Genomic DNA, 24,477 nt, shown 5'->3' on the forward strand with positions numbered 1-24,477 from the left:
CTATTTACCTCCTCCTGCTTTTGTTAAGGCATAGAGTATTATTCCATATTGAATAATAACTCTCATTACCTCAGATAAATTCCCCTCTGGTATGAGTTTACTTGCAACAGGTAGGGAGACAACTAATAGACCTTGGAAAATAAAGGCTCCTAGAATAACCTGAGATATCTTTGCTTTTGAGGAGGAGGCTCCTCCTATTAATATTCCTGCAACAGCAGGAAATGCCATCATCAGTGGTGCTTTATATAGTTGGAAAAATCCATAGCTTTGAGCATATACGATAATACCTATGGCACCAAGGATAGTTGAAAGTATTGTACCTAATATTCTTTGATTATCTACATTTATACCTGTTGCTGCTGCAAATTTTGGATTGCTTCCGGCAGCTTTCATTGCTCTTCCAGTTTTAGTATTGAAGAAAATCCACATGAATAAGCACATAACTAGAAAGAATAATATCAACCCAGTTGGGAAATCAAACCAACCAAATACTGAGAAGGATAACCATTTATTCAATAGTTTATCTAAACCGCTATCAACAAGGGAAATTGTTGTCCTTAAACCCTTACCAATAGGCCATCTTAATTTTGGATTATTGAAAGGAAGTATAAGCCAAACTATGCACATCAATGAGGTTATAGCAAATCCAGTATAGGTTGCAACCATCATCTCCGATCCTTTAACTTTGTTAAGAAGTTTTCCATATAAGAGACCTGCAAGACTAGCAAGTGGAATAGCGATTATAATTGCCACAGAAAAGGCTGCAAATCCTTTTAAATTAAGCTCTAAGGATACTAACCCTCCAATAAGTCCGCATACAATACCTAAAGGTAGTCCAAAGTTCATTCCAACACCAGACATTATAGCTGGTGCCATGGCAAGAACTAATAGTCCATTCATGCCCATACGAACTAGATGACTTTCAAATAGTCCGAAGAAAGGTATCTTTAAGATGTATGCTAATATATAAACAAAAACCAATAAACTTATTATAATTATTCTTGGAAGTCCTAGTTTTTTATAAATAGAATTAATAGTAGATGTCATTATTTTTCACACTCCTTTTGATCAATCTGGTTAAGATTATCTAAGGATTTTCCAGACATAAGCAGTCCAAATTGATAGTCATCTGAATCTGGATGGAGTATACCTTGTACCTGTCCTTCAGATATGATTGCAATTCTATGACTTATAGATCTCAGTTCTGCAAGCTCACTGGAGGTCATGATTATTGTAAGTCCAAATTTCTCGTTAAGATCCTTCAAGAGATTCAGAACCAATCTTTTAGCACCAATATCTATTCCACGAGTTGGTTCTGATACAAGAAGTAAATCAGGGGCTAGAGTTAGGGCACGTGCTACACAAACCTTCTGTTGATTTCCTCCGCTTAATCGACCACTAAATTGAGTTGGACTGCTGCAGCGAATATCTAAATCTTTTATATATTTCAAGGCGTTTCTTCGAATAGACCTCCAATTATTTAGTTTAAATAATTTAAGATCAAGTAAAAATTTATTGTTAATTTGCATTGCTGATATTGCAATGTTGTTTTCAATAGAATCCTCAAGAAGAAGTCCTACACCTCGTCTATCTTCTGAAACAAATGCAAGCTTATTCTTAAGAGAGTATAGAGGAGAATTTAATGTGAATGGTTCTCCATTAAATGTTACGTTACCAGAACTATGATATAATCCCATTAGACCGTTGGCTATTCCTATTTTACCTTGACCAGCAAGACCGCCAATCCCTAAAATTTCACCCTTATATATATCAAGATCAACCTTCTTAACAGATTCACCAGGCATATCAACTTTTAGGTCTTTAATAGTCATTATAACTTCAGAGTTCTTAAATTCTTTTCTTATATTAGAAGAGTAAGATATATCAAGAGTACGACCAACCATTTTCTCAGCCATATCTTTGGTAGTAAAGTTCGTTGATACATCACTACAAACTAATGAACCGTCCCTAAGTATGGTTATTGTATCTGCAATTTCTTTTATTTCATCTAACCTATGTGATATGAATATTATTGCAATGCCTGATTTTGCTATCTTCTTCATGGCTTTCAATAAAATATCTGCTTCAGTTTCTGTCAATACCGCTGTAGGTTCATCAAATACCAAGAGTTTTATGTTATCTTTATCAATTTCTCGTGCAATCTCAACGAATTGCATATGTCCTACAGGCAATCCAGCTATTTTGGAATAGCAGTCAATATCCATTCCAAGTTTATTTAAGGCTTTTTGTGATTCTTCCTTCATTCTTTTAGTGTCCAAAGTTTTAAGTTTTGGTCCTAATAATTTACTTATAGGGTTGTCCTTTGTTCGTTCTCGATTTAGTTTGATATTTTCTGTAACTGTAAAGCCTGGAATTAACATGAATTCTTGGTGAACCATACCTATTCCATAATCCATTGCTTTCATAGGAGAAGAGATATTAACTTCCTCACCATCTAATAGAATTTTTCCCTTGAAACCACCAGTTGAATTTATTACGGGCATTCCAAAGAGTATGTTCATAAGAGTAGATTTACCAGCACCATTTTCTCCTATAAGTGCATGGATTTCTCCAGGTTTTATTTTTAACGTTATATCTTTTAAAACCTGATTTTCGCCATAGAATTTTGATATATTATCCATCTGCAATACAAATTTACTCATGGGTTATTTAACCTCCTTTTCAAACAGGCAGGATATTATCCTGCCTGAGCTTGTTGACAAAGTTACAATATATTGTTTTCACTCTGTTTTCTGTCTTTAGAATTTCAGGGTGTTGAAAGAGTCCAAGATCAAGGAACTAGGCGAACGAGCAGTGGAATGTACGAATTGTGTACCAGAGCAGCACAGAGAGCCATAGTGACGCCGAGATTGGGCTTTTTCAACATCCTGAGGCAGGATATTATCCTGCCTCAAGTTATTATAATTCTGATCTTTTTTAGAATGTAAGATAATCAAGAAGGATTAAATACATGTTATCTAATTCATTTCCTTCACTGTTTGTATAAGTTGTCATTGTTAGCTCATTATCAGCATAATCCTTGAATAATTCTGTTAACTTTTCGGAATCATTCTTTCCATCAGTCTTTCCTTCAAGATATGCTATAGCATACTCTGCACCAGCTTCAATAAACATCATGTTTATAGGTACTGGCCAAGTAGAGAATCTTCCTGTACCGTCGTATTCAGCCACTTTAGATTTAATTTGTTCAACTGCATATGGGATATCCCCTTGTTTATCTTCTGGAATGGCAATTCCTAAAGCACCTGGGAATCCATGATATGGGCTAGGACAACAAGGTTGAGGATAAATAGCACCTTCAATAAGTGATGATTTTATAAGTGGTTCCTGCATTGAACAGTTTGTTGAGAAGAATGCAGTATCCTTACCATATTCAGCAACTTTTCTTGGTACATCTTCAAGTATGAATTGTTGAGCACCTGGAACACCAGCATCTCCTGTTGGGTCTGGAGCAGTAGCATCTACAAATTCGATTCCTAATTCTTTACATTTATCTTTAAATATATCTCTTCTCATAGAAAGAAGTTGATAAGACATATGTCTTGGGAATGAATAGTGAACAAAAGTTTTAGCACCTTGTTTTTTAGCTTGTTCAATAATTGCTGTACCCATTCCAAGTTCATCTGCTTGAAGAACTATATCTGCTTTTGAAGCTATCATATCAGGGTCCTCACCAGGAACTCCTACGATAAATAAGATATCATCTCTCACTTCTCGTGCTTTATCAATAGCAGCAGATGTTCCAGGTATAGCTTGACAAATAATTATTGCTTTAACCTTTGGATCAGATGCCATAGACAAGACGTTAGAAATGGTAACTTCCTGTTCTTTCATGAAGTCGTCAGGAGATGTCTGATGGATTATCATATCTCCATATTTTGCTTTTACTCTCTCTGCAGCTCTATACTCTTCTTCATTTTGAGTTACAGTTCCAGTCATTATACCAATTTTATAGGCTACCTTTTCACCCTTACTAGTTTCATTTCCATTGTTCTCTTTACCACATGAAGTTAGAGAACTAAAAGAGAAAACAACAAAAATTAATAAAAGAATAGTAGTAATTTTTTTAAACATAAATTCCCCCCTGTAAATAGAGTCACATAGTGAAACTCTTTAGACTTTTATGAACTTAATTAATATATATTCATATATGAAGAATTTAGAATTATAATTTTCGTTTGAGTGGGTAAATTAGTATATAAACCCTTTTTAATTGGAATAATTAAAAATTTAAGGAAATTTTAAGGTTTAATTAAAGATTTATTTATTTTTAAGAATTATAATTTTTATAGGATGATAAAAGAGTGAAATAAAAAAGGATAGATTGGAGTGATTTTATGCCTACAATAAATATGTTTTCATCAGCGGATAAGATAAAAGGTCAAGGGGTTGGCTCAGCATATATAGAACAGGTGAATTTAGTTAAGAATAATTTAAAAGAATATGATGTAAATATAAATAAATTAAAAAAAGCAGATATAACACATTATCATACCATAGACTTAAAGCATTATTTGGGTATTCCATTTGCTAAATCAAATGGTACAACTGTTGGATATGTACATTTTATTCCAGAAACAATAAAAGGTAGTTTAAAATTACCTAAGATTGCTGAAAAGGTATTTTTTAAATATATGATTGATTTCTATAAAAAAATGGATTATCTAGTAACTGTTAATCCTAATTTTATAGCTAAGTTAGAGGAACATGGGATAGATAGAGAAAAAATTATATACATACCAAATTTTGTTTCTAAGAAAAGGTTTTATGAAATTGAGCAAGAAAAGAAAGATTTAGTTAGAGCAGAATATAAAATCGATAAAGATAAATTTGTGATTTTAGCTGTAGGACAGGTGCAAACAAGAAAAGGTGTGATGGATTTTGTTAATATAGCAAAGAAAATGCCCCATATTCAATTTGTATGGGCTGGTGGATTCTCTTTTGGGAATATAACTGATGGGTATAAGGAATTAAAAGGAGTAGTTGATAATCCTCCTGAGAACGTTCTTTTTACTGGTATAGTTGATAGGGAAAAAATGAATGATCTTTTTAATATGTGTGATGTGTATTTTATGCCATCGTATAATGAATTATTCCCCATGGCAATATTAGAAGCTATGAACACAAGTACACCAATCCTTTTGAGAGATTTAGATATTTATGAAAATATACTTTTTGACTATTATGCTAAAGGAAATTCAAATGATGAATTTATTGATATTATTAATAGATTAAAAGAGGATAAAGAGTTTAATAAATTTTACGTGGAAAAATCTAAGGAAGGGGCATACTATTATAGTGAGGAAAATGTAACTAAGCTTTGGAAAAAGTTTTATGACATGACTTTGAACTCATTAAGAGGAGGAAATTAATGAAAAACAAGATTAACCTAATAATAGGAGGAGCATCGGGGCTTGTTCTTGTTGTATTTATTTCGCTCACAAAAGGCTGGGAAAGCCTTTTTGAACAGTTAACTTCCTTGAATTTATGGTGGATAATTGGTGCATTCTTATGTATGTTTTTATATTGGATTTTGGAGAGCAAAACTTTACAGATTATAATGAATTCCTTAACTGAAATAAGTAGTTTGAAGAAGTCATTTAAAGTGACGATGATAGGGCAATTCTTTAACTCTGTAACTCCTTTTGCTAGTGGAGGACAACCGGCACAGCTTTTTGCATTGTCAAAAGAAGGAATAGGAGCAGGGCGAGCAGGATCTATTCTTATGATGAAATATATTATATACCAATCAGTACTTACAGTATATTCTATAGTACTGATTGTATGGAAGGCACCTTTCTTTCAGGGAAAACTTCAAAATATTTTTTATTTGAGTATGATTGGATTTTTAATAAATACAGGGGTTATAATTGCACTACTTGTATTTGCTAAATATAAAAAAGTTACACACTCTTTTTTCAATTTCTTAAATAAGTTGTTAAACAAACTTAAGATTGTTAAAGATATTGAGAGTATGGAAAAGAAAGTTGAGGAACAAATAGAGAAATTTCATCATAATATTGTAATACTAAAGAGAAATAAAAAGGTTATTGCACAAGCTATTTTATACACTACATTACAACTTACAGTATTTTTTGCAATACCTTATTTTGTGTATTACAGTTTTGAGGGTGGAAATGTGCAATTGATTAATATGATTGCAGCTAATTCATTTGTTATGATGCTGACTGCATTCATTCCTTTACCAGGAGCTTCAGGTGGAGCTGAAGGAGGATTTTACATGTTCTTTAAACTGTTCTTCCAAGAACAAAATATATTAACAGGTATTTTAATATGGAGAATAGTAACATTCTATTCTTGTTTGATTTTTGGAGCAGTTGTACTTATGAGAACTTCATATGCAAAAGGACTTTTAGAGGCAAAATAATTAACTAGAGATAAACTATACTAATATACATTAATAGTAGAAGTAGTTTATCTATATATTTATATAGAATGAAAAGATAATTTGATGATATTAAAAGAATTAAGGCATATTGATTGAATAGCCTAAGAAAGAGAGCTGGAGTATTATGAACATTGGTATATTTACGGATACATATTCACCAGTAATAAGTGGTGTTGTTACATCCACAAAAATTTTAAAAAAAGAATTAGAAAACTTAGGGCATAACGTTACTATTGTAACTGTAAAGCATCCTGAACTTAAGATAGAGGAAGAAGAAAATATTCTAAGACTTCCAAGTATTCCATTTCTACCACTAAAGACTCAAAGAGTGGGTAGTGTATACTCTACTAAGATATGGAAAAAAATTAAAAAGCTTAATTTGGATATAATTCATACACAAACTGAATTTAGCATAGGTTTATTCGGAAGAATTGTTGCTAAAAGATTAGGTTTACCTGTGATACATACGTATCATACAATGTATGAGGATTATGTTCATTATATCGCACCAACATCTATGTTGAAACCAGCAGCAGGGTTTGCAAAGAGAGTAAGCAAAGCTTATTGTAAAGACTGTAATGCGGTCATTGTTCCTACATCTAAGGTTAAAGATAAGCTAGAGGAATATGGATTAAAGCATGATTTTGTTGAGATTATTCCTACTGGAATTGATTTGGAGCCTTTTAAAAGAGAAAATCACAGTAGTGAAGAAGGCAATGAATTAAGGAAAGAGTTTGGATTAAATAATGATAATAAAGTTGTTTTATTTATAGGTAGAATTGCAAAAGAGAAGAGTATTGATGTTGTAATTAATGCAATGAAAACATTGATACAAGAGGATGATACTATAAGAATGCTTATTGTAGGGGATGGACCAGCTCTTGAGGAGTTAAAAGAGTTAGCTGATAGGTTATCAATATCTGATTATATAATATTTGCAGGGGAGAAACCTTGGAAAGATATAGGTAAATATTATCAGCTTGGAGATGTTTTTGTTAGTGCATCCATAACTGAAACACAAGGCTTGACATTCTCAGAAGCAATGGCAGCAAAAGTACCCGTGGTAGCAAAATATGATAAGAATCTAGAAGATATATTAAAACATGAGAAAAATGGATTAATATTTAAAGAAGATCATGAACTTTCACATGTTCTTAAGGATACATTAAATGACAACACTAAAAGAAGTACAATAGCAGAACAAGCGTTTAATGAAATAGAACCTTTATCATCAAAACATTTTGGTAAGAAGGTTAGTGATTTATATAGAGAAGTTTTTGAACTTCATAATCAAAATAAAATTGAGAGAACAGTGTAAATAGAACCGTAATGGAGAATTGAGAATGGAGAATGGAGAATGATTGACATTTCTCTACGAGAAATTTTAATTTTATTGTTCTTTGGACAATAGGGGGTTACTCGTTTAATTTATAATTAAACATTGTACTTGAAACTCAAGATTATACTGTTTAAAAAATCAGAAAAATATATTCTTCTAATAAAAATCAAAGATTTGTTTATTTTAATGTCAATTAAGCATTGTTAATACAAAGAAAGTTGGTGACAATTTTATTATGTCATCAACTTTCTTTTGATTCTAAAAGTTGAATTAATAAAAAATAATTGAAAACTTAGTTGTATTTAAGCTATGTTTAAAAATAATGTTCAAATTACATACCCATTACAAATGTATATTTTGAAACTCAAATGCAATTTCTGTATAATTAGGTATATATCAAACAATTGCTGCACAACATATTTGTTCTATGAATCAAAGAATGTATAGTTTGATTGCAACATAGTAAAATAGGACGAATTATATAGCAACAATAATATATATATAAATATAGGAGGCAGGAATGAATAAGTATCCATTAGATATTGAAAATTTCCATAATACGATTCTAAGAATAAAAGGCATTTCCACCATAGAGTGTGGGATAGATAATTTGGAGACCGTGGATTCAGAATTATTAAAGGTACATCAATACTCACACTTACCTCATGCAACCCTCTTAAGAACTAATGGTGGGCTTGACAATGAAGTGCTTGTACAATTTGAATTTACCTTGGATAATTCAATTGAAAGTCTTCATACACTTGAATTTATTAGTTGGTTCGTAAGAGATAATGCAAGAAATGGAATTAAAATCCAATTAAGACCTTATGCACTTGTTCCAGTAACTCCTTATGGAAGGCAATTTGGAAAAACTCTAAAATTTCATATTGATTTATTTATAGATGGTGTAGAAGAAACATTGCAGCCAGTATTTGAAGTTATCAGAGAACTTAATAAATCAATAAATCAGTTTATTGATTTATATAATATTCCTATAAAAAACTAATCTTTCTTAATAAATTATAATCGGAAATTCATACGCAACATTCTTACTTAATGTACTAAATAAAGAAATTGCTTGATACATAATAAAAGAGTTTAGTGTAATAAGTAAGAAACATGGGAACCTCAAAAAAATAGGTTCCCTTTAAATTACACTATTATCAAGATTACTTTCACACATAGCCTATATTTAAAATACAATATTTTATCTCAGATAAAATGAGGAAAAAAACATTTGTCCGAAAGAACAATAAGATGTAGTTTCTGACGTCAGTCAGAAACATCCATCATTCTCCATTCTCAATTATCCATTATCCATTTGTTTTTTATACTGTTCGGTTCTAAATAAATTATTAACAAATAAAAATAATATATGCCTTTATGAAGAAGTATTGTAAAATATAATATATAGAGATTCTACCGTGAAATTTGATTTATGCTTGTTCAAAATCTCAGCGCTTCAATGAGTTATGGACATGTATAAATCAATTATTGAACTGAGATATCTATAGAGGCAAATTTTATTAGATGAGGTATTGAGATGAGAGGTTTTGATGGAAAATTAGTTAAGTTAGGAATTATACTGTTGTGTATGTTATTATTTGCTGGACAATGTGTACAAGCAGTTCAGAGTGAATTTATTATAAAGCAAGGATTTTATGATTGTGATAAGGTTTGGAAAATTGTATTTAATGTTCCAATATTAGAAGAGTCACTAGATAATATTGGGGTATTTAAAGATAAAGAAGCAAAAGAAGCTGTATCTGGAATAAAGGTTAAGTATGCTGATAAAAGTAAGAAGACAATACTCATATACCCACCAAAGGGAGGATATATGAGAGGAGCATATTACCTAATAATTAAAAGTAACTTGAAAACCTCTAAAGATGGATTTTCAGATTTTGATAAGGAAATAGTTTCTAAATTTAATGTAGAAACTTTAGTAATGAAAGGAATAAGTTTAGATAATAACATATTTAAGCATTATGAAGTAGAAGAGGAAATGCTTAATAATGAATTTTGGATAGATAATATAAAAGAGGTTAATGTTTATAAAGATATTGAGGCAATTAATAGTGCAAATGTTAAAAATGTAGATACTATGTTTGATATATACTCATTAAGAGATTCAATAGCTAAAGATGAGATAATGAAAATGATAAATAAATACAAGATCCCAAGTAGAATCATGTTCAATAAAGAAGGAATAGAACTAAAAGATTGGTTTTATGAGGAGATAATTAAAAATACTAATAAGGAACAAATTAAGGATGAAACTAAGTTAAGATATGGGGTGGTTACAACACGAAGTGATGTTAGATCATTTCCTACTGATGTTGAGTTTCACAAAGTAAAAGGGGATAGATTTGATAGGATACAGGAAACCGCTCTTGAAGCAGGAGAGGGAGTAGCTGTTCTACACGAGAGTCTTGATGAAAATTGGTTATTTGTTCAGGGAGAAAACTATGCTGGTTGGATGAAAAGAGGTAATGTAGCCTTTGATAGTAGAGAAGAGGTTAAGAAGTTTATTGAGGCAGAAGATTTTATTGTGATCACTCAGGATAGAGTTAGTGTTGAATATGATGGAAAGGAATATTTTTATTCTATGGGGGTAAAGTTACCCATAAGGTATAAAGATATGGAAAGAGACAGGATATATGCTTCTTTACCAATAAGAGATGAGAATGGAAACTTGAAAATAGTTCAAGCAAATATAAATAACATTGATTATTCAGAAGGATATCTTAAAGCTACAAGACAAAACATAATAAAACAAGCATTCAAACTACAAGGGACAGTTTATTCATGGGGGGATAAAAATGTCGGTAGAGATTGCTCAAGTACAATAATGGGGATATATAGAACTATGGGAATATATCTTCCAAGGAACACTGATGAACAAGAACTTTCATATGGAAGAAGTATAAATCTTAATGGGTTGGATACAGAGAGTAGATATGATAAGGTTAAGGAACTTGAACCAGGGGATCTGATTTTTATGAATGGACATGAAGTTATGTATATTGGAAGATGGAAAGATAGAGATTATATAATTCATAATTTTACTGGAGCAACTATTAAGGATGAAAAAGGAACGAGATACGAAGATGTTTTCAGAATGGCAGTTACTCCTTTAGATATGTTATCTGGATCAGGAAAATCTTATATCAATCTATATAAATCCTATTTAAAGATACTTAATTAAGGGGGATTCATTAAAATACTTTGGAGGGGTTAAATTGAGGAAGAAGATTGTAGGAATAAGCAGCAGCAGAGTAAATGGAAATACTATTGGAAAGCTTAAAGAAATTGGGGAAATCCTAAAGAAAAAGGGATATGATTTTGAGATTGTACATCTTATGAAGCATAAGGTTAAAGAATGTATAGGGTGTGAAACGTGTCTTAGAGGGGGAGAGTGCCCTCTTAATGATGATGCTAAGTTTATAATGGAAAAACTAGTTAAAGCAGATGGTATTGTAATGAGTACACCAGTATATATGTTCAATATTTGTGGTAGACTTAAAACTTTTGCAGATAGAACATGTAAATGGTTTCATAGGACAGAGCTTTATGGAAAGCCAATACTTAATTTGGCAACAACTTCAGGAGGAGGACTTAGGGAAACTGAGAAATACATGAATCTTCTTGCTGTTGAATGGGGAGCATATCCTTCAGGGTGTGTTAAAAGAAACGTGATTAACCTTGAAGAAAAAGTGACTGAAAAAGAAATAAAAAAGTTTATCGTAAATCTTGAAAAGGGGAGTGAAATATTTAAACCTTCCTTAAATATGTTGATAATGTTCAGTGTTCAGAAAGTCCTTGCTCAGAAGGTGCTTAAGCATGATGAAGAATATTGGATTAAAAAGGGATGGATTGAGAGCGATTATTTTTATAAGTGTAAAATAAATCCCTTGAATAAAGTGCTATCAAAAGCTTTTTATAAGATGATGTACAAAAAGGTTAAGAAATCTATTTAGTATTACTAAGGAGGAAAAGTGTTGAAGATTTTATATTATGATTGTTTTTCAGGGGTAAGTGGTGATATGAACTTAGGTGCATTGATAGATATAGGTGTACCTAAAGAAATGTTATTAAGTGAGATAAAGAAATTAAATATAGATGGGATCAATATAGAGTTTTCTAAGAAAGGTAAACATGGGATTTATGGAACAAAAGTAGATGTTAAATATGAAGAAGGTCATGTTCACAGAAATATAAATGATATAAGAGAAATACTTGATAAAAGTGAACTGAGTGAAAATATTAAGAAACGTGCAATGGATATGTTTATATTAATTGGAGAAGCTGAAGGAAAAGTTCATAATAAATCCTTAGATAAGATACATTTTCATGAGGTAGGTGCAATTGATTCTATTGTTGATGTTGTAGGAGCTGCTATATGCCTTGAATATTTGGATGTTGATGAGATTTGGTGTTCTACAGTGCAGTTAGGTGGAGGTTTTGTAAAGTGTGCTCATGGGATAATACCAGTTCCAGCACCAGCTGTTTGTGAGATACTTAAAGATGTTCCTGTAAAAAGTGGGCTTGTTGAATTTGAGACAACAACTCCAACTGGAGCGGCAATTATAAAAGGAAATGTAGACAAGTATACAGATACACCACAGTATAAAATATTAAAAACCGGATATGGTGTAGGAACACGTGATATGGATATACCGAATGTTTTAAGAGTACATATTGGGGAAGTTTCAGAAGGTGAAAATAAAGATGACTTTATAATGAATAGAGAATTAATGATTGAGTGTAATATTGATGATATGAAAGCTGAGAGATTTGATTTTATCATGGAAGAAATATTTGAGATAGGTGCAAAAGATGTATTTATTGAAAATATTATTATGAAGAAATCCAGACCAGGGGTAAAATTAGGTGTATTATGTAATGAAAATATAAGCGATGATGTAATTAAATTTATTTTTAAGAATACAACTTCATTAGGCATTAGAAAATACTTAGTTGATAAGGTTATGATGAGAAGAGAAGTTCAAGAACTTATGACGCCATGGGGACATATTAAAGTAAAGAGTGCCTTAATTGGAGATGAAGTGGTGAAGTTTAAAGGTGAATATGAAGATATTAAGAAAATTGTTAAAGAGAATGGGATATCCTTTAATCAGGTAGAGGAATACATTGTTAAAAACGTTAGAAGGCAGATGAAGAAATAACTTCATCTGCCATTTATATTAACAGCCCTCCTTAGGAGGTGCTAGGGACAAGAGGAAAGCTTCTTAATGGTTTCGTAAGCATTAATGGTCTTCTTAGCTGTATCTTCCCAAGAAAATAATTTAGCTCTTTCTAATCCCTTCTTTGATAGTGTACTTTTTAGTGTATCATCATGGATAATTTTACACATTGCATCACTTATTGAATCTACTTTATACGGATCAATTGGAATGCAGCAATCACCAACAACTTCAGGAATAGAAGTTGTATTTGAACATATTACTGGTGTTCCACAACTCATAGCTTCTAAAGGTGGAAGTCCAAATCCTTCGTAAAAGGATGGGTATACAAAAACTTCACAACCATTGTAAAAACTACTCACATCTTCTTCTGGTATAAAGCCAGCAAAAATAACATGATCCTCAATCTTCAAATCAGTACACATGGAGACAAGTTTTTGACTTTTATCTCTATATGATCCTAATATAACAAGCTTTACATCTTCAATTAATGATGAACGTACTTTAGCATAGGCTTCAATTAATGAATGAACGTTTTTTCTATCACTAAATCCTCCCATGTATAATATAAATTTATTGTTTATATTATATTTTTCTTTAAGAAAGTTTTTACAGGTTTCCTTATTTAATGGACAGAAGTTAAAGTTTGTAGCCAAAGGAGTTACAAATATTCTGTCAGGATCGAAGGAAGGAAAGAATCTCATAATATCACTTTTAGAATATTCAGATACAGTGATAAGTCCATCGCAAGAGTCTATTATGTTAGGTATTTCTTTTAAAAATTTACATAGGTAACCTCTTCCCACTGTTTCAGGCATAATATACGGTATGAGGTCGTGTATTGTTGCAACTTTTAAGCAGTTAATTTCATTATTAAGTCCTATTCCATTTTGAGGAACATGATACAGTTCAATATTATTTTTCTGCAAGTTATATGGGAAAAAATGTTGTTGAAAAAATCTATGATGTTTCTTTGAGGTTAATATTTTTTTACAAGGATTTTTTAATATATAATCTTTACATTTGCCAGACCAGTATAGTAAGTAGTCGTTATCTGAATCTAATGAGAGAAGCTCTCTTAGAAGGTTTTCAGTATAAGTACCAATACCAGTGCCATGATACCATGTGGCACTTCGACTATCTATGGCTATTTTCATTGAATCACTCCTAACGAGTATAGAGTATATTGTTAGTATATTAATAAACATAAAAAAGTGTGCTTTCACATATTAATAATAATTTTCATATACTACATAGTAAATATATTTTGTTTTAAATTAAACATACTTGTATTGATAACTGGGGATTCGTAATAAGAAACCATTGTACTTTAGAAAAGCAAGTTGAAAGTGGAAAATTGAAAGTTGAAAACGTAGGATATTTCTCTTCGAGAAATTTTAATCATATTGTTCTTCGGATAAGAATAGTTTACTCGTTTCATCTAAATGAAACCTTGTATTCTAAATTACAATATTTTATCTAAAGATAAAATGAGTAGACCACTCTTGTTCTATAGAACAATAAAATATAGTTTTACGGAGCAAAACCTCCATCGTTTTCCACTTTCCATTTTCAACTGTTCAGTTATGTTTTATGTCATAATGGTTATCTATTATGAATCAAATTAAGTACGGTTACAAATTTTAAAACATAGAATATTTTATTGGGAGGCCTAAGTTGAATATAGGAGATGTACAAAATTCAATAGAAGTGGCATATGGATTTAATATTGAATCTATAAAGAAAATCAAAAATGTATACAGAATTAAAGTGAAAGGAAGATATTATTGCTTTAAGGTTATAAAGTATAAATTTGGGCATTTCCTTTTCATATTATCTGCAATGAAACATCTTCAGAAGAATGGCTTCGAGTATATACCAAAGTTTATAAAATCAGTAAAAGGTGAAGAATATATTGAATTAGATGGAAAATATGCATATTTAACTGAATGGATGTGTTCTAGAGAGTGCAATTATGATAACCCATTAGACATTAAGGTTGCCTCAGAGAAATTGGCAGAACTGCATAAAAAAAGTATTGGCTTTCAACTTAATGAGAAGATGAGACCAAGAGTGGGATGGAATAGATGGATTGAAATATTTTTAACTAGAAGAGATGAAATTTTGGATTTTAAAAGAAGAATAATTGAGAAACAAAATAAGAGTGAATTTGATATTAAGTATTTTAATGAAATTGAAAAAGAAATTTACAGATGTGAGAGAGCTGTTGATAACTTAAAGAAAAGTGATTATAGATTTGTAATGAAAAAAGAGATAACCAAACATGGTTTTTGTCATCATGACTATGCAAATCATAACGTTTTGATTTGTAACAATGGAGATGTAAGTATAATAGATTTTGATTACTGCATGTTGGACTCACACCTTCATGATCTAGCAAGTTTGCTTATAAGAAGAATGAAGAATGGAAAGTGGAGCATGGAGAATGCAAAATTTATTTTAGATTGTTATAATGACAAAAAAGTCATATATAATAATGAGATACCTATTATGTCAGCCTTTATTGAGTTTCCGCAGGCTTTCTGGCAAGTGGGAATACAGTATTATTGGGAGGAACAGCCTTGGGGAGAAGAATTCTTTTTAAAGAAGCTTCAGAAGATACTAGTTGATAGAGAAGAGAGACAAGAGTTTGTTAACGAATTTAAGTTGTTTAAGCTTTGAGGTGATATAGTGGATCGGTTAATTAATTTTAAAGAATATATTATCAGGAGAGGTGTATTGGTCACTGAATTTCATATGGGGAATATGAATAAAATGACTAATAATAATGAAATAACAATAACATATAATGATGTGCAGAAATTTATCTTGTCTATGAATGAATTTCATCGTAAGGCTATGGGATTTGATAATTACATGATAGAGAAATTACCTAATAGAAATGGTATATTATTTGAACAATATAAGATATTATATAGAAAAGTTAATAGACATATTGAGAAACTTAAGGTTAATGGAGCAGAAGATTGTTGTCAAGATATGATTCTAAAAGATGGAAGTGAAATCCTTAAAAGGGCTAAGAAAGCTTTAGATTATAATGGGTTTGATAATTATATATCTGTTTTAAGACGGAGTATGGAAAGAGTAGAGATATGCGTAGGGAATTGTAAATTAGGAAATATTATTGGAAATTATCCTGTAATGGTTATGGACATATCTCAATGTGGATATGATGTTGTAGAAAATGATTTAATTAAGTTTATTGTAAGGTTGAAGAGAAAAAATATTATTCTGGATTGGAAGAGTATAGCTGAAGAGTTTATAGAATGTGAGGAGTTGGATGAGAACAGCAGAATATATATTCAATCATGTTTATCATACCCCTATGAGTTTATGAGAAACTGTTTAAGATACTTTCAAGGAAAAAAAGATTGGTCACCTGAGAGATATAGAGAGAAGCTTCAGAGAACGATAATTCAAGATGGAGATTCAATAATTTGAAGGTGGTAAATATTATGGAAACAAGAATTAAGGACAGAGAATATTTGAAACAGTATGATCTAGATATGGAGATTTTTAAAGAATTTAATTTGGATATTGTTGATGTTATTCCAACAAGAAAAGTTTATATGGCAATTGGTGAAGATAAGGAGTATGTTCTAAAAAGAGTTGACTATAAAAAAGAGGATATTTATTTTATTAAATATATTCTTGATTCCTTTAAGAATAATGGGTTTAAAAGAGTATTTGATTATGTTAAAACTAGAGATGGGTCATTATATTTAACATATGAAGGAAGTACTTATTGTATGATGGAGTATGTACAAGGGAGAGAATGTCAATGTTCAAATCCTATAGATATAGCTATTGCAACAAGGGGAATAGCCGAACTTCATATAGCAGGAAAGAATATTGAGGTGAATATTCCTGAGAAGAATCTTCTTGGAAAGATGGAACAAATTTTAAGTAATAAAATGCAAATAATTAAAGAAATTCAAAAGGAAGTAAGTAAGTTCCCTCATTTTAGAGAGTTTGATGAAATGTTCATGGAAAATGTACAGTATTATGTTGATCAGATGAAAAATAGTATTAAAGGTATTAAAAAAAGTTCTTATAAAGAATTATGTGAAAATAATATGTATCACACAATATGCCATCATGATCTTGCATATCATAATATCTTAATTAATGATGAAAAAGCTTTTTTTGTTGATTTTGATTATGCTATTAGAGATCTTAAAGTTCATGACTTAAGGAATTTTATTAATAAGGTTATGAAGGAATATTTCTATGATATTGATGTAGCTGAAAAAATTATTCTTGAATATAGAAAGGCAAATACTCTTGATAAGAAAGAAATAGAAGTATTATATTATTTGTTGATGTTTCCTGAGGATTTTTACAGCATATCAGCAGCTTATTATAAAAGGTTGAAGAATTGGGAAGAGGGAACATTTATAAAGAGATTTGAAAAAAAAGCAGCGTTTAGAGAAGACCGTGAAAGGTTTTTGATTGAGTTTAAAAACAGATTCTTGTAAAAACAAATGGATAATGTATAATTGATAATGAGCGATATTTCTCTTCGAGAAATTTTAATCTTTATGTGCCATGGACAGTATGCGTTTACTCGTTTCATTAACATGAAACATTGTATTTTAAATACAATATTTTATCTCAAGATAAAATGAGTTAAATCCTAATGTTCTTCAGAATAATAAAATGTAGTTTCTGACGCCAGTCAGAAACATCCATCATTATACATTGTCCATTATCAATTATACATTATTTTTAGAGTGCGGTTTAACCTGTTTTATTTGGGTGAAAGTTTTCAAAATTGTAAAAAAATGATTGATAAATAAATATCTCTGTGATAATATTAGCTTGAAAGAAAAAGCTCACATAAATTGTGAATTTAGGTTCTTTTTTAAGATTAATAGGGAAAGAGGTGTAAATCCTCTACAGCCCCCGCTACTGTAAGAATGTATGAAACCTAGGTATGCCACTACAATATTAGTTTGTGGGAAGGTTAGGGAGTAAATTGATATTCGAGTCAGGAGACCTGCCTAAAATTCAAAGTATATCTTCGGAGGGAAGAGATTGCTGTTAGTGAAGAGTTTATATTATCACAGTTTAACCATTTTTAGAGAAGTATGATAAATTTGAAGTTCTCTTTTTGGTATATGTAATAATCAAATTCTTAACATAACACGATACTGTCCTACGGGTCAGTCTTTTTTTTTGCCTTGTGTTTTTACATGGTTCTTCCTTAGTTATGTGAGCGTATATTAAAAATCATTTTGTGATTTTTAAAGAGGAGGAGAAAGGTTATGAAAGCAAAAATCAAGTTATTCATCATCATGGCATTTGTCTTTGTTATGGCACCTGTCACAGTACAAGCTATGCATATTATGGAAGGATTTCTTCCATTAGGATGGGCTATATTTTGGTCTGTTGCATGTATACCATTTTTAATTATAGGTTTGAAAAAATTAAGAGAAATCTATGGAGCAAATAGTACAAATAAAATGCTTTTAGCTCTATGTGGTGCATTTGTTTTCGTTTTATCAGCACTTAAGATACCATCTGTTACTGGAAGTTGTTCACACCCAACAGGAGTTGGACTAGGAGCGGTTATGTTTGGACCTTCTGTAATGAGTATATTAGGAATCATAGTTTTATTATTTCAATCATTACTTTTAGCACATGGTGGGTTAACGTCCTTAGGTGCAAATACATTCTCAATGGCAATTGCAGGACCATTTGTTGCTTATGGAGTGTACAAGTTCATGAAGAAAAGAGGAGCTAGTGTTGGAGTATGTGTATTTTTAGCTACTGCACTAGGGGATTTGGCAACATATTGTGTTACAGCAGTTCAGTTAGCGTTAGCACATCCAGATCCTGTTGGAGGAATTACAGCTTCATTAACAAAGTTCTTAGGAATCTTTGCTGTAACTCAAGTACCTCTAGCAATTATTGAGGGATTAGTATCAGCATTGATATTTATTGTTTTAATTGAGAATAAAGCTTTAAGAGAGGACGGTGCTATAAATGAAATCTACTAATAAGAAATTAGCAATTATTTTGCTTATAATAGCTATTGTTATAGCTCCAATGATGTTAAAAAAAGGAGCTGAGTTTGGGGGAGCTGACGGAGAAGCTGAGGTTGCAATAACAGAGATAAATCCTGATTATGAACCATGGTTTTCTAGTATTTGGGAGCCACCAAGTGGAGAAATTGAGAGCCTTCTTTTTTCACTTCAAGCTGCTATTGGAGCTGGAACAATATTTTATGTATTAGGTTATTTAAAAGGTAGAAATAAAAGTGCTGCTAATAGATAAGTATGCATATACAAATAAATTAAGAAAAATTGATCCCATGGTGAAGTTCTCCTTTGCCATGGGGATGCTTATATTTGCACTTCTTCCAATTCCATTATGGCTCTATGGGGTAGTTAGTTTGATTATGGGGTATTTAACAGTTGTATCAGCAGGTATTCCAATGAAAAATTATTGGAAGATGCTTATGGTTCCATTTACTTTTTTAGTTTTAAGTGTAATCTCTATAATAGTATCATTTGGACAGAGTGGAGATGTATTTGTGTGGGCTATTAAAGTAAGGGGAATTTATATGGGAATAACACCACAAGGGATAGAGATGAGTTTAAGATTATTATTTAGATCCTTAGCTTGTATTACTTGTATGTATTTTTACTCTCTTACAACTCCTTTAGACCAGCAGATACAGGTTTATAAGAAAATAAGAATACCTAAAGAAGTAGTTGAACTAATGGTTCTTATTTATAGGTTCATCTTTATTTTTCTTGAAGAGGCAAAGGAAATAAGAAATGCTCAAGAAATGAGATTTGGTTACAACACTTTTAAACAAAGTTGTCATTCATTTTCGTTAATGATAAAAGTATTATTTATAAGGGTTATGCAGAGGAATAAAGATATGCAGATATCTCTTGAAAGTAAGTTTTTTAATGGAGAATTTCACATTTAAAAATCAAAAGAGTAGAAGGTGAATGAGATGATAAATATAGAGGGATTATGCTATACCTATGAAGATGGAACAGAGGCACTAAAGAATCAATCTTTTGATTTTTCAAAAGGAAATATAATTGCAATTATTGGAGCTAATGGTGCAGGAAAATCTACTTTGTTTTTGAATATAATGGGTATAATTAAGCCTACTAAAGGGAAGATAATGTTTGATGGAGAAGAACTTAAATATAATAAAAAAGCCTTAAGAGAATATAGAAAAAAGATAGGGATTGTGTTTCAAGATCCAGACAAACAAATTTTTTATTCTAATGTATTTGATGATGTAGCATTTGCACTGAGAAATATTGGTGTTGAAGAAAGTGAAATAAATACAAGAGTGAATAAAGCATTGAAAGAGGTTGATGCATTAGAGTTCAAGGACAAACCTGTTCATTTTTTAAGTATGGGACAGAAGAAGCGTGTTGCTATAGCAGGAACCCTTGCAATTGATCAGGATATTATTCTTTTTGATGAACCAACTGCAGGATTAGATCCTGTTATGACTGAAGAGATAATTAAGATTCTCTTTAAATTGAAAGCTCAAGGAAAAAAGGTTATTATATCAAGTCACAATATGGATCTTATTTACAGAGTTAGTGATTATGCATATATTTTGTCTAAAGGTCAGATAATCCGAGAAGGCAAAACCGAGGATGCATTTTTAGATGGGGATGCATTAAGAAAATCAGGATTGAATGAACCATGGCTTGTGAAGATGCACAGGAATTTAAATATACCACTTTTTAAAAAAGAAGAAGACTTCTTTGAATTTATGAAAAAGAGTGATAATGGATAGTTTTAGTTAAATGTAGAATGTATAATGGATAATGTAGAATGATTGACATTTCACTCTGTGAAATTTCAATTTTATTGTTTAAGGAACAAAAGGTGTTTACTCGTTTCGTTTTAGACGAAACTTTGTAGTTTAAATACGAAATTTTATCTTAGATAAAATGAGTAAAAACTTCTTGTTATTAAGCATAATAAAATATAGATTCTGACGTAAGTTAGAATCATCCATCGTTATACATTATACATTATCAATTATACATTTGTCTTTAAAGCGCGATTTAATCGCGCTTTTTTTACGTACATTCTTAATTATGTATTATTCATGTACATCTAGGTAGGAAGCTTTTATGGTATAATTATTTTGTAAAAAAAGTAATTAATGTAAAGGGGTATAAGGGGAGAGGAATTGAAATGGATGCATTTATAAAAAAATATCAATTTAATTATATAGAAAAATTAATGAAACAGTTGGAAAATACTTTTATATCTTGTGTAGATATTGATATTATTAACACTTGCAAAGCTACGATGCAAGAAAAAATTTACAATGAATTTAATGAATTAAATGAAGAGCAAAGAGAGTTATTGAATATAGAAAAGATAAAAGGTATTTATCAAATAAGTATATTTATAAAAAAAATAACACCATATGTTTGTGGAATGCCAGAGGTATCAAAAGCACAGATACAAAAATTATTCAAGAAAGAAAAGAAGTTGAAATTACCTAAAATTGACAATATTGAATTCTCTTCGCTTACATATCTTGGTTGGAGAGATGTAGCATCTAATAAATTATACATTGTATATAGTATGAATGATAAATTAGTGGGCTTAACATGTAGAGGAATTAGTACCAAAACAAACGCAAGTAATATGTGTGCATTATGTAGATGTGGAGGCACTAAAAAGGACGTTGCATTTGTTTCTGTAGTAAGTAAAAGCAGTGAAAATTATAAATCTTTAGGATTCTATATATGCATGGATAGTCAAAAGTGTAATGAGAGAATTACAAGTATTTCAAAATTAGAGGAAATCATAAGAAAAACCTCATAAAAGCATAACGGACAGTTGAAAGTGGACAATGGACAACGAATGACATTTCTCTTCGAGAAATTTTAATTGCATTGTTCTTTGGAAAAGATGGTCTACTCGTTTTATTTTAAAAGAAACATTGTACTTAGAATTAAATTTCTATTGTAAGAGAAATTCAGGGGAATTTATAATTTTATAGAGTAAAAAGATGTAACTTACGACTTTGGTTAGTAGTTACATCTTTTTATTATTACATAAAACTACACAATTGACAAATGGGTAGTTATTGAATTAACTAAATAGTTGTAATATAATTAAAAATTGAAGTATACATATGAAGAAAAATGGAGGAAACAATGGAGTTAAGAGAAAGTAATAATATTTTAGAAAAGTTTAAGAGTTTGTTTATTACACTTTCAAAAGAATATAAAAATGATTTTTACAATACTATTGCAAGAGAAAATTTGGGTAGAATTATAATCATGAGCATAATATATAGTTTGTTCGAAATAATGGTCATACTTACCAAAAAAGAAATTGATATAACACACCAAATTAAGTTTTCAATAGGGATAATGATGTTTCATATTATAGTAATTTTGGCTTCTTTTTGGTTGATTTTTATTAAGAGTAAAATTAATGGAAAAAGATTGCAGATTATTATAGCTTTATATTGTATTATCCTTATATATTGGTCTGTGAATGTCAGTCTTGAGCAAGTAGGCAGAACAGGATCAATTACAATGTTTATTCTTACACTCACAGGTACTTCAGCACTTTTTTATAGACGTTCATTAATAACTTTGATTACGAATTTTGGATTTTATATTTACTTTGTGTTAAATATGAAATTATTAAGAGCATCTTCTTTTGTAACAAACCTTAACAGCTCACAAATTGGGCATCAGTCAATGGAAAGGTTTTCCCAGGGTACCTATCCAGGTAATAACTTTCCCATAGGAAAATCGTCAGTAGGAAAACAGATTATATCTATGTTTACAACAGATCATAATATTTATTTAGTAGATGCATTTTTAATGACAGTGATTTCTTGTGTTTTGGGGATTATTATATATAGACTGCGCTTAAAAGTCTTTCTTGAAAAGAGGGCTTTGGTGGAACTAAGTATGAAAGATTCCATGACAAATCTCTTTAATCATGAAAATATATGTAATATATTAAAGAAGGAAATAAAAGTGTCAAAAGAAAGCTCACAGCAACTTAGTATATTAATGACAGATATTGATCATTTTAAGAAAATAAACGATACATATGGTCATCAAGTTGGGGATCAAGTCATAATTAAAATTGCAAAGTTATTGAGAGAGTCTTGTAGAGAAACTGACTATGTAGGGCGTTACGGGGGAGAGGAATTCCTTGTAGTACTTACAAATACTAATAAAGAACAGGTAAAAAAATTTGCAGAAAGATTCCGTAAAGAAATTGAAGAAATTGATTTTGGATTAACTTCACAAGTTACAGTTAGTGGAGGGGTGAAAACATATGAGAAGGAGTCTGCCGAAGAAATGATAAAAATGGCTGATGATGCTCTATATCAAGCTAAGGAAAAAGGCCGAAACTGTATAGTAAGTGCCTAAAACAATCGAAAATACTAATTTTATTGTGCGATATAGTAAAGAAAATCATATTGAATATATAAGAAAAGATGTAGCTTCTGATTTTTGTGAGAAGTTACATCTTTTATTTTCATTCGAATTGTAGTTTTAATTTATCATAATTTTCTTGTTACTTTTTAAATTTTACTTGTGATTTATTCATTAAACCATAGTTTTTAAATATAACTTCAAACTTATATGTTTCACCGTTGACATTACACTCTATGGTATCTTTAAAAACTTCATTTGGATCAATTATTGAAATAGTATTATCATATTGAATTTTTAGTGAATAATCATTTAATGCAGTGATTTTTGCTGAAATTGGTATGATATCTATTCTACCATTATTTGAAGAAAAGCTTCTTTCAGGCTGGATAGTAGTAAATAATTGATTACTCTCAATCAATTCAGCCCCAATATTGGACATACCACATACGAGTTTAGTATCATTTTGAAAGCTTGTTGGGCGAGTAACCTCCAATTCAAATTCTCCATTTTCATTTTCTAAAGAAAACCTGATATCAGGTTTACAATCATCTTCCAGCGCACCTTTTGGTATATCCAATACATTTACGTTAACCGTAAAAAAAATGAATTTATCTTCATCTATAGTAATTAATTCTCTATCTAAACTATTGATATGGGTGTATAAACCATCTACCTTATCATTTAAATTCAAGACTTTTTTGTGTAATTTAATATTATAAACCCCAGAAAAGAGTAATAGTATTGCCATAAATAATATAATAGCTCTTGAATTTTTTTTCATTTTAACCTCCACTTTAATGCACTTACTTGTATCTTATTCTCTAATAATAGTATTTATGATAAAGAATAAACATGAACAAATAATCATATGATTATTTGAATATTAAATGAAATAAGGGAGGGTAGATTTTTATTCTTTCTTTTTTTCTTTGATAAATATGATAATTAATATTACCATATTAGCTAAAAAAATAAGATTTTACTCTTTTTAATAAGATTTAATATTGCGTGATAAATACAATATTTTATCTCAAGATAAAATGAGTAAAATCTTATTGTCCTAAA

21 protein-coding genes and 1 riboswitch are annotated in these 24,477 nt (G+C 30.4%); of the genes, 16 read left to right on the forward strand and 5 right to left on the reverse strand.

Annotation, left to right across the window (positions count from 1 at the left end):
• The 3 genes from OW730_RS06575 to OW730_RS06585 form a co-directional block, all read right to left on the reverse strand.
• Nucleotides 1-1,047 carry an ABC transporter permease subunit gene (locus OW730_RS06575; protein WP_271228266.1) on the reverse strand — a complete coding sequence of 349 codons (1,047 nt, stop codon included), beginning with the start codon at nucleotides 1,045-1,047 and terminating at the stop codon, nucleotides 1-3.
• Nucleotides 1,047-2,663 carry a sugar ABC transporter ATP-binding protein gene (locus tag OW730_RS06580; protein ID WP_271228267.1) on the reverse strand — a complete coding sequence of 539 codons (1,617 nt, stop codon included), beginning with the start codon at nucleotides 2,661-2,663 and terminating at the stop codon, nucleotides 1,047-1,049. The genes OW730_RS06575 and OW730_RS06580 overlap by 1 nt, the downstream gene beginning before the upstream one ends.
• 274 nt (nucleotides 2,664-2,937) lie before the next feature.
• A complete protein-coding gene (locus tag OW730_RS06585) occupies nucleotides 2,938-4,095 on the reverse strand; it encodes a DUF3798 domain-containing protein (protein ID WP_271228268.1) in 1,158 nt (385 codons plus the stop codon).
• A 263-nt stretch (nucleotides 4,096-4,358) separates the two neighbouring features.
• On the opposite strand from OW730_RS06585, the gene OW730_RS06590 reads away from it, so the two are divergent.
• The 7 genes from OW730_RS06590 to larC all read left to right on the forward strand — a co-directional run bounded on the left by OW730_RS06590 (nucleotide 4,359) and on the right by larC (nucleotide 12,958).
• Entirely contained in the window at nucleotides 4,359-5,393 is a 1,035-nt protein-coding gene (locus tag OW730_RS06590) for a glycosyltransferase family 4 protein (RefSeq protein ID WP_271228269.1), read from the forward strand.
• A complete protein-coding gene (locus OW730_RS06595; RefSeq protein WP_271228270.1) occupies nucleotides 5,393-6,409 on the forward strand; it encodes a lysylphosphatidylglycerol synthase transmembrane domain-containing protein in 1,017 nt (338 codons plus the stop codon). The genes OW730_RS06590 and OW730_RS06595 overlap by 1 nt, the downstream gene beginning before the upstream one ends.
• Before the next feature lie 145 nt (nucleotides 6,410-6,554).
• On the forward strand, nucleotides 6,555-7,748 hold the full coding sequence (locus tag OW730_RS06600) for a glycosyltransferase family 4 protein (RefSeq protein ID WP_271228271.1): 1,194 nt from the start codon (nucleotides 6,555-6,557) through the stop codon (nucleotides 7,746-7,748).
• 541 nt (nucleotides 7,749-8,289) lie between these two features.
• Nucleotides 8,290-8,775 (forward strand): hypothetical protein, encoded by a 486-nt coding sequence (locus OW730_RS06605; RefSeq protein WP_271228272.1) that lies wholly within the window; start codon nucleotides 8,290-8,292, stop codon nucleotides 8,773-8,775.
• Nucleotides 8,776-9,312: 537 nt separating this feature from the next.
• The gene (locus OW730_RS06610) at nucleotides 9,313-10,977 is read left to right on the forward strand and encodes an SH3 domain-containing protein (protein ID WP_271228273.1); all 1,665 of its coding nucleotides are present in this window, start codon (nucleotides 9,313-9,315) and stop codon (nucleotides 10,975-10,977) included.
• 34 nt (nucleotides 10,978-11,011) lie between these two features.
• On the forward strand, nucleotides 11,012-11,749 hold the full coding sequence (locus OW730_RS06615; RefSeq protein WP_271228274.1) for a flavodoxin family protein: 738 nt from the start codon (nucleotides 11,012-11,014) through the stop codon (nucleotides 11,747-11,749).
• Nucleotides 11,750-11,770: 21 nt separating this feature from the next.
• Nucleotides 11,771-12,958 (forward strand): nickel pincer cofactor biosynthesis protein LarC, encoded by a 1,188-nt coding sequence (gene larC, locus OW730_RS06620; protein WP_271228275.1) that lies wholly within the window; start codon nucleotides 11,771-11,773, stop codon nucleotides 12,956-12,958.
• A gap of 41 nt (nucleotides 12,959-12,999) precedes the next feature.
• Here the strand turns inward: larC and OW730_RS06625 are convergent, their stop codons facing one another.
• Nucleotides 13,000-14,133, reverse strand: a complete 1,134-nt coding sequence (locus OW730_RS06625; protein ID WP_271228276.1) for a glycosyltransferase family 4 protein — start codon at nucleotides 14,131-14,133, stop codon at nucleotides 13,000-13,002.
• Nucleotides 14,134-14,653: 520 nt separating this feature from the next.
• On the opposite strand from OW730_RS06625, the gene OW730_RS06630 reads away from it, so the two are divergent.
• From OW730_RS06630 to OW730_RS06670, 9 genes are all read left to right on the forward strand, one after another.
• Entirely contained in the window at nucleotides 14,654-15,658 is a 1,005-nt protein-coding gene (locus OW730_RS06630; protein ID WP_271228277.1) for a CotS family spore coat protein, read from the forward strand.
• Nucleotides 15,659-15,733: 75 nt separating this feature from the next.
• Nucleotides 15,734-16,438, forward strand: a complete 705-nt coding sequence (locus OW730_RS06635) for a hypothetical protein (RefSeq protein ID WP_271228278.1) — start codon at nucleotides 15,734-15,736, stop codon at nucleotides 16,436-16,438.
• A gap of 14 nt (nucleotides 16,439-16,452) precedes the next feature.
• A complete protein-coding gene (locus tag OW730_RS06640) occupies nucleotides 16,453-17,475 on the forward strand; it encodes a CotS family spore coat protein (protein ID WP_271228279.1) in 1,023 nt (340 codons plus the stop codon).
• A gap of 359 nt (nucleotides 17,476-17,834) precedes the next feature.
• Nucleotides 17,835-18,019, forward strand: a riboswitch (cobalamin riboswitch).
• Nucleotides 18,020-18,264: 245 nt separating this feature from the next.
• Complete coding sequence (locus OW730_RS06645; protein WP_271228280.1) at nucleotides 18,265-18,999, forward strand: energy-coupling factor ABC transporter permease; 735 nt, start codon at nucleotides 18,265-18,267, stop codon at nucleotides 18,997-18,999.
• A complete protein-coding gene (locus tag OW730_RS06650) occupies nucleotides 18,986-19,276 on the forward strand; it encodes an energy-coupling factor ABC transporter substrate-binding protein (RefSeq protein ID WP_271228281.1) in 291 nt (96 codons plus the stop codon). The genes OW730_RS06645 and OW730_RS06650 overlap by 14 nt, the downstream gene beginning before the upstream one ends.
• A complete protein-coding gene (gene cbiQ, locus OW730_RS06655) occupies nucleotides 19,260-19,940 on the forward strand; it encodes a cobalt ECF transporter T component CbiQ (RefSeq protein ID WP_271228282.1) in 681 nt (226 codons plus the stop codon). The genes OW730_RS06650 and cbiQ overlap by 17 nt, the downstream gene beginning before the upstream one ends.
• Before the next feature lie 27 nt (nucleotides 19,941-19,967).
• Nucleotides 19,968-20,777: an energy-coupling factor ABC transporter ATP-binding protein gene (locus OW730_RS06660; protein WP_271228283.1), complete on the forward strand. Its 810-nt coding sequence runs from the start codon at nucleotides 19,968-19,970 to the stop codon at nucleotides 20,775-20,777.
• 407 nt (nucleotides 20,778-21,184) lie between these two features.
• Nucleotides 21,185-21,826: a FusB/FusC family EF-G-binding protein gene (locus OW730_RS06665; protein ID WP_271228284.1), complete on the forward strand. Its 642-nt coding sequence runs from the start codon at nucleotides 21,185-21,187 to the stop codon at nucleotides 21,824-21,826.
• A gap of 335 nt (nucleotides 21,827-22,161) precedes the next feature.
• Nucleotides 22,162-23,403: a GGDEF domain-containing protein gene (locus OW730_RS06670; RefSeq protein WP_271228285.1), complete on the forward strand. Its 1,242-nt coding sequence runs from the start codon at nucleotides 22,162-22,164 to the stop codon at nucleotides 23,401-23,403.
• A 148-nt stretch (nucleotides 23,404-23,551) separates the two neighbouring features.
• Here the strand turns inward: OW730_RS06670 and OW730_RS06675 are convergent, their stop codons facing one another.
• The gene (locus OW730_RS06675; RefSeq protein ID WP_271228286.1) at nucleotides 23,552-24,193 is read right to left on the reverse strand and encodes a hypothetical protein; all 642 of its coding nucleotides are present in this window, start codon (nucleotides 24,191-24,193) and stop codon (nucleotides 23,552-23,554) included.
• Between the last annotated feature and the right edge of the window lie 284 nt (nucleotides 24,194-24,477).

Source organism: Oceanirhabdus sp. W0125-5, from assembly GCF_027938815.1.
GTDB lineage: Bacteria > Bacillota > Clostridia > Clostridiales > Clostridiaceae > Oceanirhabdus.